Below are 15,654 nucleotides of genomic sequence, written 5' to 3'. Positions count from 1 at the left end.
TGCTCTCTGTCATAATATCGGAATGAACTCTTACAAAGTCGTTGATAATTCGCGTCGCGAAAAATAGTCTTATGGGGAGCAGTAAATGCGGGAAAATATTTATAACCGCTTTAGCCGTTAGGCATTTTTACTTTTTTCGCTATCTGACGTCTTTTAACGTCCGGCGATTATTTATACGTCAAAGAGGAATTTTATATGCGTACGTTTAGTGGCAAACGTAGTGCGCTGGCCCTTGCTATTGCAGGCGTCACGGCTCTTTCTGGACTGGTTGTTATCCCTCAGGCAAGTGCAGCAGGTTTTTTTGATGATTCAACACTGACCGGTGGTGTTTATTACTGGCAGCGTGAACGTGACCGTAAAGATGTTACGACAGATAAATATGAAACTAACCTTTCTCACGCTACCTGGAACGCCAATCTGGACTTCCAGTCCGGTTATGCTGCTGACATGTTTGGTCTGGATATCGCCGCCTTTACTGCTATCGAAATGGCAGAAAATGGCGACAGCGGCCACCCGAACGAAATCGCATTTTCCTCTTCAAACAAAGCTTACGATGAAGATTATTCCGGCGATAAGAGCGGTATAAGCCTTTATAAAGCCGCAGCTAAATTCAAATACGGCCCGGTTTGGGCCCGTGCGGGTTACATCCAGCCAACAGGGCAATCTTTATTAGCACCACACTGGAGTTTCATGCCTGGTACTTACCAGGGCGCTGAAGCCGGGGCAAACTTTGATTATGCCGATGCCGGTGCTCTGAGCTTCTCCTACATGTGGACCAATGAGTATAAAGCTCCGTGGCACCTGGAGATGGACAAGTTCTATCAGAACGATAAGAACACCAAAGTTGAGTATCTGCACTCGCTGGGCGCGAAGTATGACTTCAAAAATGATCTGATTCTTGAAGCGGCATTCGGTCAGGCAGAAGGGTATATCGACCAATACTTCACTAAAGCAAGCTACAAATTTGATGTAGCTGGCAGCCCATTGTCTACCAGCTACCAGTTCTACGGTTCGCGTGACAAAGTCTCTGATGGCAGCGTTAACGATCTGTATGACGGCACCGCATGGTTGCAGGCTCTGACATTCGGCTACAAAGTGGGCCAGGTTGACCTGCGCCTCGAAGGTACCATGGTCAAGGCTGATGGCCAGCAGGGCTACTTCCTGCAACGTATGACCCCAACTTACGCATCGTCAAACGGTCGTCTGGATATCTGGTGGGATAACCGTTCTGACTTCAACGCCAATGGTGAAAAAGCCATCTTCGCGGGTGCCATGTATGACCTGAGCAATTGGGATCTGGCTGGTTGGGCTGTAGGTGCTTCGTATGTTTACGCATGGGATGCAAAACCAAGCTCTAAACCAACCACTGACGGTTACTACGATGCTGACAATCGCCTGAAAGAATCGGCGTACAGCCTTGATGCGTTGTACACCATTCAGGATGGGCGCGCGAAAGGCACTCTGTTCAAACTGCACTTCACTCAATACGACAACCACTCCGACATCCCAAGCTGGGGCGGTGGTTACGGCAACATCTTCCAGGATGAGCGTGACGTGAAATTCATCGTCATCGCACCGTTCACCATCTTCTGATTCGATACCGGGCGTGAAAGCGCCCGGTTTTATAAAGGATATCGAGCATGAAAAAAATCATTTTGGTTACGGTCATGGCTTTAGGTTTGAGCGCCTGCGCACAACCCTCTAAAACGGCACCGGAAGATACAAAACTGAAACAAGCCTATAGCGCCTGTATCAATACCGCAGAAGGGAATCCTGATAAAATTCAGGCCTGTCAGAGCGTGTTAAACGTGCTGGGTCAGGAAAAGGAACACCAGGAATTTGCGAAGAAAGAAACGGTGCGCACCCTGGATTATCAAAACTGTATTCAGGCCACTCGTACTGGTAACGACCAGGCGGTAAAAGCCAAGTGCGATAAAATCTGGCAAGAGATTCGTGCGAACAACAAGTAATCTGTGAATTCCTGCAATAAAAAAACCGGTGAGCTTCCTCACCGGTTTTTTTATACCTGACATCTGGTTCAGAATGTCAGATATGCGGATTACTTTTCGCTGATTTCGTGTGCATTCTCGTCGGTACGGCAATCACCTTCAGCGCAGTGACCGTAAAGGTACAGGCTGTGGTTGGTCAGACGGATGCCATGGCGTGATGCGATTTCACGCTGACGAGATTCAATTGAATCATCACTGAACTCAATAACTTTGCCGCAGTCCAGGCAAATCAGGTGGTCGTGGTGATGTTGTTGAGTTAACTCGAATACGGATTTGCCGCCTTCGAAGTTGTGACGAGTGACAATGCCTGCATCATCAAACTGGTTTAGTACACGATAAACTGTGGCGAGACCAATTTCTTCGCCCATATCAATCAGACGTTTGTATAAGTCTTCCGCACTGACATGATGGTTCACCGGACCCTGTAGCACTTCAAGGATTTTTAATCGCGGAAGCGTGACTTTCAGGCCGGCCTTCTTCAATGCGGTATTATTGTCAGTCATGCGGAAATTGTCCTGTTGCTTAACGGATCGCTCGGACTCAGGGTGAGCGTTAAGATGAATGCGTCTCATTATAGAACTGCAGATTCTAAATGGAAACCGCAAGTATTATTCATAATCAAGCTAAAAAATGGCGGCTGAGTCGCGATTTAATTGCCTTGTTAGCTATTTAGCCAGGGGGTCATTGTACAGGGACAAACCGAAAAGTTAAAAATTTGTAGCGATTATTTTAATCGGAATAATCTATCAATGTGACGCAACCCGTTTAAAAGCTGCGTCACATCCAGAATCAGGCGTTGATGATATCTGCCAGGTTCAGCTCGTCAGAAACTTGTTTGACCCATTTCTGAACGCGTTCAGCAGTCAGTTCTGGTTGACGATCTTCATCGATAGCCAGACCGACAAAGTGATCGTCGTCTGCAAGGCCTTTAGAGGCTTCGAAATGGTAACCCGCAGTCGGCCAGTGGCCCACAATTGCAGCACCGCGTGGCTCAATGATGTCACGGATAGTGCCCAATGCGTCACAGAAGTATTCTGCATAGTCTTCCTGGTCACCACAGCCGAACAGGGCGACCAGTTTGCCATTGAAATCAACTTCTTCCAGAGTCGGGAAGAAGTCATCCCAGTCGCATTGCGCTTCACCGTAATACCACGTTGGAATGCCGAGAAGCAGAATGTCGAAGCCTTCCAGGTCTTCTTTGCTGCTCTTAGCAATGTCATGCACCTCAGCAACGTCTTTACCGAGCTGTTTTTGAATCATCTTCGCGATATTTTCGGTGTTACCAGTGTCGCTGCCGAAAAAAATGCCTACGATTGCCATGAGTAAAATAACCTCTTGATACTTAATGGTATGGTGGCTGCTAATTGGCCACAGATAGGGCAATCATAGCAGAACACATTGCGGTGCGGAAACTGCTATCAGCCTGTTGTGCACAGACTGCAACATCGTATTCCGGGCATATAGCCTTTCAACTAACTGAGATGCTGCTTCAGTTGCGCGAGCAGAATCTCTTCAATCAACTCACTACGACTGATATTGCGCGCTTCAGCCAGATGATTTAGTGCATCTACTGCATCGTTATTGAGCTTCAGTTCCACTCGCTTCAGGCCGCGTACTTTATCGCGCTTGAGCTGGTTGCGTTTGTTGATACGCAGTTGCTCATCACGCGTCAGCGGATTAGTTTTTGGCCGCCCGGGGCGACGCTCGTCCGCGAACAGATCTAATGTAGTACGGTCCGTTTGTTCTTTTGCCATGATTAGACTACTGACAGGGAATTCAGGTGGCACGGAGCGGGGTGCTCTGGCGCATTTTAGCGCGCAATCATACATCAGCATGGCTTGCGCGCCAACGCGTTAGCTGCATCTAACAGCTAGTCGGTTTGTTTTTAATCAGTTTGCTGTACTTGCGTCGATAAAACGGTGGATTGCGCGCAAAACAGCATCAGGTTTTTCGGCGTGAACCCAGTGTCCGGCACCGGCAACCACATGAGCGCGCGCCTGAGGGAATTGCGCAAGCAGCGTTTCGCGGTGTGATTCGTCAACATAAGGCGATGCACCACCACGGATAAACAGTGCCGGTTCATTCCAGGTTGGGATAGCTTGCCAGCCGACAATATTCTCGTACTGTTCCCACAATACCGGAACATTAAACTTCCACTCGCCGTCAGCAAATGACTTCAGCAAGAATTGAATCACACCTTCTTCGTTCAGATGCTCACGCATCACCATAGCGGCTTGTTGACGTGTTTTCGCTCCACTACTACTGACTGCATTAATAGCCGCGAAAATTTCATCGTGACGGCGTACCTGATAATCCACCGGTGCAATGTCAATCAGCACCAGTTTATCAATGCGCTCAGCTGCAATAGCTGTCAGAGCCATCGCAACTTTACCGCCCATGGAATGGCCGATAATGATTGCTTTTTCAAAGCCATATTCTTCGAGCGTTTCAACCACATCCTGCGCCATCGCGGCATAGTTCATTTCAGAGCTACGGGGCGATAAACCATGGTTGCGCAGATCGATTTGCAGCAACGTATGATTTTGCCCGAGGTCGCGGGCCAACACGCCCAGGTTATCAAGGCTACCAAAAAGGCCGTGGATTAGGACGATGGGGGAATTACTAGTCGATTGTTGCGCAGTTTGCAGGCGAGCATTCAATTTCATGGCAAAGTTCTTTTTTTTTACTTCGTGAGGTTAGGGTATCATAACGGCATCCTGCCGCAGTGCCGCAAATTTCCAGTTTAGTCTGACTTTGTGGTGTGACATAAGTTTGGCGCTACCCGAGGTTGGGATTTGTGCGAATATGTACATATAATCCCAACAACTTGAATTCAGAAAAGATACCGCACCGGATTAAGATGAAAACAATTGAAGTTGATGACGAGCTCTATCGCTATATTGCCAGCCACACGCAGCACATTGGTGAAAGCGCGTCCGATATTTTACGGCGCATGTTGAAATTTACCGCCGGTCAATCTCCTGCTACACCAGTAACTACCGGCCAGACGGCAGCAGCTGCTGCTCCGGAAGCCAAACCCGTAAACAAAGCTCGCGATCGCGTACGTGCGGTTCGTGAATTACTGTTGTCAGATGAATATGCCGAGCAAAAGAAAGCCGTCAATCGTTTCATGATGGTGCTTTCTACTCTGTATACCCTCGACGCACATGCTTTTGGTGAAGCGACCGAGTCGCTGCATGGCCGGACGCGCGTCTATTTTGCAGGTAACGAGCAAACGCTGCTGCAAAATGGCAACCAGACCAAACCAAAGCATGTTCCGGGCACGCCATACTGGGTTATCACTAACACCAATACGGGTCGTAAATGCAGCATGATTGAACACATCATGCAATCAATGCAGTTCCCTGCGGAATTGATTGAAAAGGTTTGCGGCACAATCTAACACCTCGCGTCAGAAGGAAAGGCCAATGGCTAACCACCCTCGTGCAGGACAACCGGCACAACAGAGCGATTTGATTAACGTAGCCCAACTGACGGCCCAGTATTACGTGCTGAAGCCTGAAGTGGGGAATAGCGAACACGCGGTGAAATTCGGTACCTCCGGCCATCGTGGTAGTGCGGCACGTCATAGTTTCAACGAACCTCACATTCTGGCGATTGCTCAGGCGATTGCTGAAGATCGTGCAAAAAATGGCATTACCGGGCCGTGCTACGTGGGTAAAGATACCCACGCGCTATCTGAACCTGCGTTTATTTCCGTGCTGGAAGTGCTGGCTGCAAACGGTGTGGATGTCATTGTGCAGCAGGCAAACGGCTACACGCCAACGCCTGCCATTTCACATGCCATTCTGACGCATAACAAAAACGCTGGTGCGCAGGCTGACGGCATCGTCATTACGCCTTCGCACAACCCACCGGAAGACGGTGGTATCAAATACAATCCGCCTAATGGTGGCCCGGCTGATACCAACGTCACCAAGGTGGTTGAAGATCGTGCCAACGCGCTTTTGGCGGCGGATCTGAAAGATGTAAAACGCATCTCTCTGGAGAGAGCCTGGGCAAGCGGTCACGTACAAGAACAAGATCTGGTGCAGCCGTTTATCGAAGGGCTGGTGGATATCGTTGATATGGCCGCCATCCAGAAATCGGGTCTGAAACTGGGCGTTGATCCGCTCGGTGGATCCGGTATCGAATACTGGCAGCGCATCGCCAAACACTACAACCTGGATCTGACGATTGTTAACGATCACGTCGATCAAACCTTCCGCTTTATGCACCTCGATAAAGACGGCGCTATCCGTATGGATTGCTCGTCCGAGTGTGCGATGGAAGGTTTGCTGGCGTTGCGTGACAAATTCGATCTGGCCTTCGCCAATGACCCGGATTACGACCGCCACGGTATCGTCACGCCAGCAGGGCTGATGAACCCAAACCATTATCTGGCGGTTGCGATTAACTACCTGTTCCAGCATCGCCCGCAGTGGGGTAAAGATGTGGCCGTCGGTAAAACTCTGGTGTCATCCGCGATGATTGACCGCGTGGTTAACGACCTGGGCCGTAAACTGGTTGAAGTGCCAGTGGGTTTCAAATGGTTTGTTGATGGCCTGTTCGACGGCAGCTTTGGTTTTGGTGGCGAAGAGAGTGCCGGGGCATCGTTCCTGCGCTTTGATGGCACACCGTGGTCTACCGACAAAGACGGCATCATCATGTGTCTGCTGGCGGCAGAAATAACCGCCGTCACCGGTAAGAACCCGCAACAGCATTATGACGAACTGGCTGCCCGTTTCGGCGCGCCAAGCTACAACCGTCTGCAAGCCTCCGCGACAACTGCGCAGAAAGCGGCATTATCCAAACTTTCTCCGGAAATGGTCAGCGCCAGCACCCTGGCAGGTGACCCGATCACCGCACGTTTAACGGCGGCCCCTGGCAACGGCGCTTCTATCGGCGGCCTGAAAGTGATGACCGACAACGGCTGGTTTGCGGCACGCCCTTCGGGTACTGAAGATGCGTACAAAATTTACTGTGAAAGTTTCTTAGGTGCAGAACACCGTCTGCAAATTGAGAAAGAAGCGGTAGAGATTGTCAGCGAAGTGCTGAAAAACGCGAAGTAAGATGTTGAATTGGAAAAGGCGCCGCAAGGCGCCTTTTTTGTCTGCCGGAACTACAGCATAAACCGATAGCCAATCCCGGTTTCGGTCAGCAAATGCGCCGGACGCGCGGGATCGCTTTCCAGCTTCTGGCGCAAATGTCCCATATAAATCCGCAAATAATGGCTATGCTCCACGGCATTCGGCCCCCAAACCTGATTGAGCAACTGGCGCTGAGTCAGCACCTTACCGTGGTTATTGAGCAGCGTGGCGAGCAAACGAAACTCAATCGGTGTGAGATGGATTTCAGCGCCATCCCGCGTAATACGGCGGGTAGCAAGGTCCACACTAATGCCTGAAAACTGATAAACCGGATCGGGCTGTGCCACACTGGCATGGCGGCGCAATACTACTCGCAAACGTGCTTGCAGCTCGCCAATACCAAACGGTTTGCTGAGATAATCATCCGCGCCCGCGTCTAGCGCATCTATTTTCACTTGTTCATCGCTGCGAGCAGACAGCACTACAATCGGCGTCTGGCTCCACTGGCGGAAATCGCGGATAAAATCCAGACCGTCGCCATCGGGTAAACCGAGATCAAGAATCACTAAATCAGGCTTGCGCGTGGCGGCTTCCAGCAAACCACGCTGCAATGTTTCGGCTTCATGAACGCGTAGCGATTCTGCTTCCAGCGCGGTGCGCAGAAAACGGCGGATCTCTTTTTCGTCTTCAATAATCAGAACTGATATCACAAAGCCTCGTTCATCTCAGCCAGTTCAGGCGGTGGGGGAAGCGGTAAAATAACATGAAAACTCGCCCCTCCCTCCGGGCGATTTTCGGCATAAATTTTTCCATCGTGCACTTCAACAATCGCCTGGCAAATCGCTAGCCCTAAACCGACACCGGGGATGGCGGACTCTTTGTTACCACGGGAAAACTTATCAAAGATTAGCTGTTCTTTGCCAGCAGGGATACCTGGACCGCTGTCCCAGACCTCAAGATCCAGTTGGGAAGCCTCGGCCTGAGCGCGAATACCTATATTGGCGTGGTACCCGGCGTACTTCACCGCGTTCTCCAGCAGATTTATCAGCACGCGTTCAAACAGCGGGCCATCAACATGGATAAGCATTAACGGGTCAGGTAACGAAAGCAGAATATGCCGACCGCCTAAACTCAGTTCCAGCATCTTCAACGCGCTACCGACCACTTCCTCAAGCGTTAACCACTCTTTGCGCAGATTAAATCCGCCAGACTGAATGCGCGCCATATCCAATAAATTGTTCACCAGACGCGTGGTATTCAGCACATGCTGGCGAATGTCGTTGGCTTGCGGGGCGTGTTTCGAGCCTTCAGAGGCCAAATCCAGCGTCAGTATTTCTGCCTGGCCGAACAGCACCGTCAACGGAGTACGCAAATCGTGAGACAACGCAGCCAGCAACGAATTACGCACTTGCTCGCGTTCGCTGGAAATCCTGGCTTGCTCTTCACTGGCGGTCAGCAATAAGCGATCCAGTGCCGTGGCCGCCAGTAACGTGAACGTTTCCAGCAGGCGTTGTTGTTCCGGGATCATCAACTGACGCAAATTACTCGGCTCGACAATCAATAACCCGAGGGTTCTTTCCGACGTTTTCAGCGGCAAAATTTGATACGGCACACCCGGTAACGTATCGGTACCAGCGCCGGCAGGCTGGCCTTTATCAAAACTCCAGCGAGCGATGGCTTCATCCCAGTTGTGCGGTTCACCCTTTGCATTGGCTCGTTCCAGCACACCATTTTCATTGGGGAGTAATAACTGGGCGCGGGCATGAAAACTGTTATTGATAAACAGTTCGCTGGTGGCGGCAATATCCTGTGGCGTGCGCTCGGCGGCGAGGGCCTTCGACATCTCATACAGGTAGCGTGTGCGTTGTTCGCGATAACGGGCAATCCGCGCCTGATAGCGCACCCCAGCGGTGAGATTGCCGATAACCAGACCAACGGTGAGCATCACCGCGAAGGTTAACAAGTATTGAATATCGGAAACTGCCAGCGTGCCGTGCGGCGCAATAAAGAATAAATCGAAACTCAGTACACTTATCACTGTCGCCAGCACTGAAGGCCAGCGCCCGTAAAACAGCGCCACAACGACCACGCCTAGCAGATACAGCATCACCAGGTTGGCGGCATCAAAACCCATCAACCATTGATTGGCGATAAAGGTAGTGATGGCGCAAAGCCCAACTGCCACGCCACAGCCTCGCAACTGCATACGCCATTTTTCGCTAAAGTTGCGCATATCTTGCGTGGTAGGAGAGGCGACAAAAGGTTTGTTATCCAGCGCGACAATCACTAAATCGAGGTCGGGTGCGCGTCGAGCGAGTTTATCGGCGAAAGATTCACGGCTCCACCAACGGCGGGTCTTGCGTCGGCCAATAATTATTTTCCCGAGATTATGCTCCCGGGCGTAACGCAAAATAGCTTTGTCTTCGGCGGGATCGGCAAGCGTGGTGGTGGTTTCCGCACCCAGTTCTTGCGCTAAGCGTAATGAAGCCAAAATAGCGCGTCGTTGATGTTCAGGTAAACGGTGAAGCTGTGGCGTCTCGACATAAACCGCATGCCAAATGCTGCCTAATTTCGCCGCCAGTCTTGCCGCGGTGCGCACCAGTTTTTCATTACCGGAACTGTGCCCGATACACAGCAAAATCGCATCGCGCGTGTGCCAGACTTTTTCTTCGCCTTGATTATCCCGCCAGGCGCGCATTTGGTCGTCAACGCGATCGGCGGTGCGGCGTAACGCCAGTTCGCGCAGGGCAATCAAATTCCCCTTACGGAAAAAGTGTTCGATGGCGCGTTCAGCCTGGCCGGAGATGTATACCTTGCCTTCATGCAGACGCTGGCGTAAATCGTCAGGCGGTAAATCGACCAGCACGATTTCATCGGCGGCATCAAAGATAGGGTCGGGTACCGTTTCGCGCACCTGGATTCCGGTCACTCCGCCGACGATGTCGTTCAGGCTTTCTAAATGCTGCACGTTGACGGTAGTAAAAACGTCGATCCCGGCGTCCAGTAACTCTTCTACGTCTTGCCAGCGTTTAGGGTGGCGCGAGCCGGGCGCGTTGCTGTGAGCCAGTTCGTCCATCAGAATCAACGCAGGATTACGGGCGAGTGCGGCGTCAAGGTCAAACTCCTGAACCCATCGCCCACGGTGGTGTATCCGTTTTGCTGGCAGGATATCGAGCCTGTCGAGCAAGGCGGCGGTCTCTTTACGACCGTGGGTTTCCACCACGCCAATCAGAATATCCAGTCCTTGCCCCCGCAGCCGCTGCGCTTCCTGAAGCATGGCGTAGGTTTTCCCCACGCCCGCACAAGCACCGAAGAATATTTTCAGCTTACCGCGAGGTTTGCGATTGACCTGCTCCAGTAACTTATCTGGATTAGGGCGCAGCGGTTCCTGCGTCATAACAGCTCCTTATTTTTTGGTGGATGACGCTGCGCTTATCCACCCTACAACGGCCGTAATTCGTAGGTCGGATAAGCGCCAGCGTCATCCGACAGTTTTATCTTATGGAGTTTGAAGGGCATCCAGTGCCACGTTAACCAACAACACATTCACCACCGGTTTACCGATAAAACCGACCAATGGCTGCGTGGTGTTCTCGGCAATCAAACGCTCAACTTGTTCAACCGGCAAATTGCGCGCTTTGGCGATACGCGGGATCTGCCAGGCCGCCGCCTGCGGCGAAATCTGCCCGTCCAGACCACTCGCTGAAGCCGTCACCAATTCAACCGGAACCGCTGGGTTTGCCTGCGGATTTGCCGCACGTAACGCTGCCACACGCTCGGTAACTTGCTTATCTAGCTCAGGATTACTGCCTGCCAGATTACTGCCACCAGAGGCCATTGGATTATATGGCGTTTCTGCCGTAGCAGAAGGGCGGCCTTGTAAATACTTCGCCTGGGTAAAGTTTTGCCCAATCAGGCTTGAGCCTCGCACCACTTGAGTATCAATAATCAACGACCCGTTGGCTTGCGTCGGGAACCACCATTGAGCGAGCAGCGTGGTCAGTAACGGGTAAAGTCCACCGGTAACCAGGGTCAATAAAATCAGTAATAGTATAGCGGGACGTAAGGTAGTCATTTGTTTTTCCTCTTAAACCAGGCCACAAACGGTCAGCAGCACATCGATAATCTTGATGCCAATAAACGGCACAATTAAACCGCCCAGACCGTAAATCCACAGATTGCGACGCAACATGGCTGCGGCACTCAGCGGTTTGTAGCTCACCCCGCGCAAGGCCAGTGGAATCAGGAAGATGATGATCAATGCGTTAAAAATCACCGCGCTCAAAATCGCCGAAGCCGGGGAGTGCAGGTGCATCACGTTCAGCGCGTTGAGCTGCGGATAAGTGGCGGCAAACGCCGCAGGAATAATCGCGAAGTATTTCGCCACGTCGTTGGCAATACTGAAGGTGGTCAGCGAACCACGGGTCATCAGCATCTGTTTACCGATGTGTACCACTTCAATCAATTTGGTGGGGTTGGAGTCTAAATCCACCATGTTGCCCGCTTCTTTTGCTGCCTGGGTACCCGAGTTCATGGCCACCGCCACATCCGCTTGCGCCAGCGCGGGCGCATCGTTGGTGCCATCACCGGTCATTGCTACTAAACGGCCTTCAGCCTGATACTGGCGAATCAACGCCAGTTTGGCTTCCGGTGTCGCTTCGGAAAGAAAATCATCAACCCCTGCTTCGGCGGCAATGGCGGCGGCGGTCAGACGGTTATCACCGGTAATCATCACGGTTTTGATGCCCATCTGGCGTAACTGCGCAAAACGCTCTTTAATGCCGCCTTTGACGATGTCTTTCAGCGCAATCACACCGAGCACGTTCGCACCTTCCGCCACCACCAGCGGTGTACCGCCGGTGCGGGCAACGCCTTCCACCAGCGTATCCACCTGCGGCGGGAAGTGGCCGCCGTTGGCTTCAACGTGGCGACGAATGGCGTCCACCGAACCTTTGCGAATCATGCGATCCTGAATGTTGATCCCACTCATGCGGGTTTGTGCGGTAAACGGCACAAAGGTGGCATGCAGGTTTTGCACATCGCGTTCGCGCAGGTTAAAGCGCTGTTTTGCCAGCACCACAATACTGCGGCCTTCAGGTGTTTCGTCAGCCAGTGACGAAAGCTGCGCGGCATCTGCCAGCGTTTTTTCATCTATGCCTGGTGCAGGCAGGAAATCAGAAGCCTGGCGGTTACCCAGCGTGATGGTGCCGGTTTTATCCAGCAGCAGCACGTCAACATCGCCCGCTGCTTCAACAGCACGCCCGCTGGTGGCAATCACATTCGCACCTAACATGCGGCTCATTCCGGCAACACCAATCGCCGACAGCAGCCCGCCGATGGTGGTTGGTATCAAACACACCAGCAGGGCAATCAGCACGGTAACGCTAACCGCAACACCACCATATTGCGAGAACGGCCACAACGTGGCAGTTGCCAGTAAAAAGACGATTGTCAGCGCCACCAGTAAAATCGTCAGTGCAATTTCGTTTGGCGTTTTACGGCGTTGCGCGCTTTCGACCATCGCAATCATGCGGTCGAGGAAGGTTTCGCCTGGGTTCACGCTGCACTGAATCACCAGCCAGTCGGAAAGAATGCGCGTGCCACCGGTGACCGAAGCGAAGTCGCCGCCAGACTCACGAATAACCGGCGCGGATTCACCGGTAATCGCGCTTTCATCCACCGATGCACCACCTTCTAACACCTCGCCATCGCAAGGAATAATATCGCCCGCTTCAACCAGCACGATGTCGCCTTTGCGTAAGTCGGCGGCAGGGACGTTGTCCATCGGTGCGTCATGTTGCGGCGCACGCAATTTACGCGCCCAACTGGTTTTCTTCACCCCTTTCAGGCTGTTGGCTTGCGCTTTACTGCGGCCTTCTGCCAGCGCTTCGGCAAAGTTGGCAAACAGCACGGTAAACCACAACCAGACACTGATGGCGGCAGTAAACGACGCTTCGCCCTGAACTTTCCCGGCGAACATGGCAATCGCCAGAACGGTGGTCATCACGCTGCCGACCCAAACGATAAACATCACCGGGTTACGCCACTGCACCTGTGGCGTGAGTTTTTTAAAGGAATCAATTAACGCCTGACGAATCAGCGATGGTTCAAATAGCGCCTGTTGCTTGCGACTCATGGATGCCTCTTAATCACAAATTCACAAAGGAAAGGTGTTCCGCAACCGGGCCTAATGCGAGGGCGGGAATAAAGGTTAATGCGCCGACTAACAACACAGTGCCAATCAGCAACCCGATAAACAGCGGGCCGTGAGTCGGTAGGGTGCCGATACCTGCGGATTGCGATTTTTTGGTGACCAGCGAACCGGCAATCGCCATCACCGGCACAATCACCGCGAAGCGACCGAACCACATGCACACCGCCAGAAGAACGTTCCAGAATGGGGTGTTAGCACTCAAACCGGCAAACGCGCTGCCGTTGTTATTGGCTGCGGACGAAACCGCGTACAGCACTTCGCTAAAACCGTGAATGCCTGGGTTGAACATGCCGGCGCGGCCTGCGTCGGTCATCATCGCCAGCGCGGTACCTAACAGCACCAGCGTCGGTGTCACCAGAATCGCCATCGCGGTCATTTTCATCTCTGCGAGGTCGATCTTTTTACCGAGATATTCCGGCGTGCGGCCAATCATCAACCCGGCGATAAACACCGTCAGCAACACGAACAACAACATGCCGTACAGCCCAGAGCCGACGCCGCCGAACACCACTTCACCAATCTGCATCAGCCACATTGGGATCATGCCGCCTAACGCCGTGAAGGAGTCGTGCATGGCGTTGACCGCCCCGCAAGATGCGGCAGTGGTAATCACCGAAAACAGGCTACTGGCCAGAATGCCAAAGCGGCTCTCTTTGCCTTCCATATTGAAATTACTGTCAGCGCCGAGCTGCATGAAATGCGGGTTACCGTTGGTTTCGGCCCACATAACCACCACAACGCAGATAACAAAAATTACCGCCATTGCCCATAAAATGGCGCGTCCCTGACGACGGTCACCTACCGCTTCACCAAACGCAAAACAGAGTGCCGCCGGGATCAAGAAGATCGCCAGCATCTGTACAAAGTTGGTCAGCGCCGTGGGGTTCTCGAACGGGTGTGAGGAATTAGCATTAAAGAAACCACCGCCATTGGTGCCAAGCATCTTGATCGCTTCTTGCGAGGCCACCGGGCCCATAGGCAAGACATGCTGCACACCTTCAAGTGAGGTAAATGGCTGATACGCGGCAACGTTCTGCAAGGTTCCCTGGCCAACAAAGAACAGCGCAATCAACAGTGAAATCGGCAGCAAGATATACAGCGTGATGCGGGTTAAATCGGCCCACGCGTTGCCTAATGTGCTGGCGCTCTGGCGTGAAAAAGCGCGGATCAGCGCAAACACTACGGCAATCCCCGTTGCGGCTGACAAAAAGTTTTGCACCGTCAGGCCGACCATCTGGCTGAAATAGCTCAGCGTGGTTTCACCGCTGTAAGACTGCCAGTTGGTATTGGAAACAAAACTCACTGCCGTATTCAGCGCCAGATGCCAGGAAAGGCCCGGTAACTGCTGCGGGTTGAGCGGCAGGTTGCCTTGTGTCATCAGAATGACAAAAAGCGCCAGCAAACCTAACGCGTTAAACGCCAGAATTGCGCCCAGGTAATGCTTCCAGCTCATTTCGCGGGTGGCATCACTGCCGAGAAGTTTCCAGAACAGCGAATCCACTTTCCCGACAACGGGCAACGGTTCGCCTTCAATTAAGCGAGCCAAAACACTACCTAACGGTTTGGCTAACGCGAAAAGCACCAGCAGGAAACTGGCAATTAATAAAAATCCGGACGCGGCCATCAGAATGCCTCCGCATTAATCAGCGCATAAATCAGATATCCCAACAGCAAAAACACCAGCACCACACCTGCGATTACGCCTGCACTCACAATCCACCTCCAGTCCTATAAGGAATTGGAGTGATTTTGAAACTCTGGGTGCAAAGATGTCGTAAAAGTCTGGGGGTGGGGTGTAAAAAAAGTATAAAAATGACAAAAGCCATTAATTAACTAATGGTTAGTATTTATTTAACTATTTTGTAACTTAATTACGCCGATGAATGTAAATTAATGGCAAAAAGTGTCATTGAGTGGTCGGATGAGTAGTAAACTTTCAAACAATGCGATACTATTTTCGCCAGATAACAAGTTCCAATTTCCCGGCGTTAGATGCCGGTCACAAAAAAGGGAGAAGCCTATGACTCTATATAAAGACTATCCAATGCATCAGGTCATCCTGCGTCGCACATTTGTTGTTGTAGCAGGCGTCCTGGCTCTGCCGGTCATGTTGTTCTGGAAAGATCGTTCCCGTTTCTACAGCTACCTGCATCGCGTCTGGTCTAAAACCAGTGAAAAACCGGTTTGGATGGCGCAGGCTGAAGCGGCTGCCGCTGATTTTTACTGAGATAAAACTGCTTATAGTTAAAAAAAGCACCGCACGATTAAATCGGCGGTGCTTTTTTTTGGGCTGGATGGTTTTTATATTTATTGAACAGTGTTTGTCATTTTTTTTATAGAG

At 51.8% G+C, this 15,654-nt stretch carries 15 protein-coding genes; 5 read left to right on the top strand and 10 right to left on the bottom strand.

Features of this window, described 5'->3' with window-relative positions; translation table 11 throughout:
• Window positions 1-195 precede the first annotated feature (195 nt).
• Together chiP and chiQ are read left to right on the top strand one after the other, a co-directional pair.
• Entirely contained in the window at window positions 196-1,593 is a 1,398-nt protein-coding gene (chiP, locus tag MES37_RS09775; protein ID WP_064548651.1) for a chitoporin ChiP, read from the top strand.
• Window positions 1,594-1,640: 47 nt separating this feature from the next.
• A complete protein-coding gene (gene chiQ, locus MES37_RS09770; RefSeq protein ID WP_064548649.1) occupies window positions 1,641-1,970 on the top strand; it encodes a ChiQ/YbfN family lipoprotein in 330 nt (109 codons plus the stop codon).
• Window positions 1,971-2,059: 89 nt separating this feature from the next.
• Here chiQ and fur read toward each other — a convergent pair whose 3' ends face one another.
• The 4 genes from fur to ybfF form a co-directional block, all read right to left on the bottom strand.
• Complete coding sequence (gene fur / locus MES37_RS09765; RefSeq protein WP_064548647.1) at window positions 2,060-2,512, bottom strand: ferric iron uptake transcriptional regulator; 453 nt, start codon at window positions 2,510-2,512, stop codon at window positions 2,060-2,062.
• A gap of 286 nt (window positions 2,513-2,798) precedes the next feature.
• Window positions 2,799-3,329: a flavodoxin FldA gene (gene fldA, locus MES37_RS09760; protein WP_064517084.1), complete on the bottom strand. Its 531-nt coding sequence runs from the start codon at window positions 3,327-3,329 to the stop codon at window positions 2,799-2,801.
• A gap of 152 nt (window positions 3,330-3,481) precedes the next feature.
• Window positions 3,482-3,763: a LexA regulated protein gene (gene ybfE, locus MES37_RS09755; RefSeq protein ID WP_121814107.1), complete on the bottom strand. Its 282-nt coding sequence runs from the start codon at window positions 3,761-3,763 to the stop codon at window positions 3,482-3,484.
• A gap of 135 nt (window positions 3,764-3,898) precedes the next feature.
• Entirely contained in the window at window positions 3,899-4,675 is a 777-nt protein-coding gene (ybfF, locus tag MES37_RS09750; protein WP_237931207.1) for an esterase, read from the bottom strand.
• Window positions 4,676-4,869: 194 nt separating this feature from the next.
• On the opposite strand from ybfF, the gene seqA reads away from it, so the two are divergent.
• Window positions 4,870-5,412 carry a replication initiation negative regulator SeqA gene (gene seqA / locus MES37_RS09745; protein ID WP_064548641.1) on the top strand — a complete coding sequence of 181 codons (543 nt, stop codon included), beginning with the start codon at window positions 4,870-4,872 and terminating at the stop codon, window positions 5,410-5,412.
• 25 nt (window positions 5,413-5,437) lie between these two features.
• A complete protein-coding gene (pgm, locus tag MES37_RS09740) occupies window positions 5,438-7,081 on the top strand; it encodes a phosphoglucomutase (alpha-D-glucose-1,6-bisphosphate-dependent) (RefSeq protein WP_133522416.1) in 1,644 nt (547 codons plus the stop codon).
• Window positions 7,082-7,131: 50 nt separating this feature from the next.
• Here the strand turns inward: pgm and kdpE are convergent, their stop codons facing one another.
• The 6 genes from kdpE to kdpF all read right to left on the bottom strand — a co-directional run bounded on the left by kdpE (window position 7,132) and on the right by kdpF (window position 15,026).
• The gene (gene kdpE / locus MES37_RS09735; protein ID WP_064548638.1) at window positions 7,132-7,809 is read right to left on the bottom strand and encodes a two-component system response regulator KdpE; all 678 of its coding nucleotides are present in this window, start codon (window positions 7,807-7,809) and stop codon (window positions 7,132-7,134) included.
• Entirely contained in the window at window positions 7,806-10,496 is a 2,691-nt protein-coding gene (gene kdpD / locus MES37_RS09730; protein WP_237931206.1) for a two-component system sensor histidine kinase KdpD, read from the bottom strand. The genes kdpE and kdpD overlap by 4 nt, the downstream gene beginning before the upstream one ends.
• Before the next feature lie 102 nt (window positions 10,497-10,598).
• Window positions 10,599-11,174 carry a potassium-transporting ATPase subunit KdpC gene (gene kdpC, locus MES37_RS09725; RefSeq protein ID WP_133522418.1) on the bottom strand — a complete coding sequence of 192 codons (576 nt, stop codon included), beginning with the start codon at window positions 11,172-11,174 and terminating at the stop codon, window positions 10,599-10,601.
• A 12-nt stretch (window positions 11,175-11,186) separates the two neighbouring features.
• Complete coding sequence (kdpB, locus tag MES37_RS09720) at window positions 11,187-13,235, bottom strand: potassium-transporting ATPase subunit KdpB (RefSeq protein ID WP_064548632.1); 2,049 nt, start codon at window positions 13,233-13,235, stop codon at window positions 11,187-11,189.
• 13 nt (window positions 13,236-13,248) lie between these two features.
• A complete protein-coding gene (kdpA, locus tag MES37_RS09715) occupies window positions 13,249-14,937 on the bottom strand; it encodes a potassium-transporting ATPase subunit KdpA (protein ID WP_237931201.1) in 1,689 nt (562 codons plus the stop codon).
• Window positions 14,937-15,026 (bottom strand): K(+)-transporting ATPase subunit F, encoded by a 90-nt coding sequence (gene kdpF, locus MES37_RS09710; RefSeq protein ID WP_064548628.1) that lies wholly within the window; start codon window positions 15,024-15,026, stop codon window positions 14,937-14,939. The genes kdpA and kdpF overlap by 1 nt, the downstream gene beginning before the upstream one ends.
• 307 nt (window positions 15,027-15,333) lie before the next feature.
• Between kdpF and MES37_RS09705 the strand changes: the two genes are divergently transcribed.
• Window positions 15,334-15,540, top strand: coding sequence for a YbfA family protein (locus MES37_RS09705; protein ID WP_064548626.1), 207 nt, complete (start codon window positions 15,334-15,336; stop codon window positions 15,538-15,540).
• The last annotated feature ends 114 nt before the right edge of the window (window positions 15,541-15,654 follow it).

Source organism: Buttiauxella sp. S19-1, assembly GCF_022134725.1.
Lineage (GTDB): Bacteria > Pseudomonadota > Gammaproteobacteria > Enterobacterales > Enterobacteriaceae > Buttiauxella > Buttiauxella ferragutiae.
Note: the sequence above shows the minus strand (reverse complement) of the source record. Positions and strands in the feature narration are given on the sequence as shown.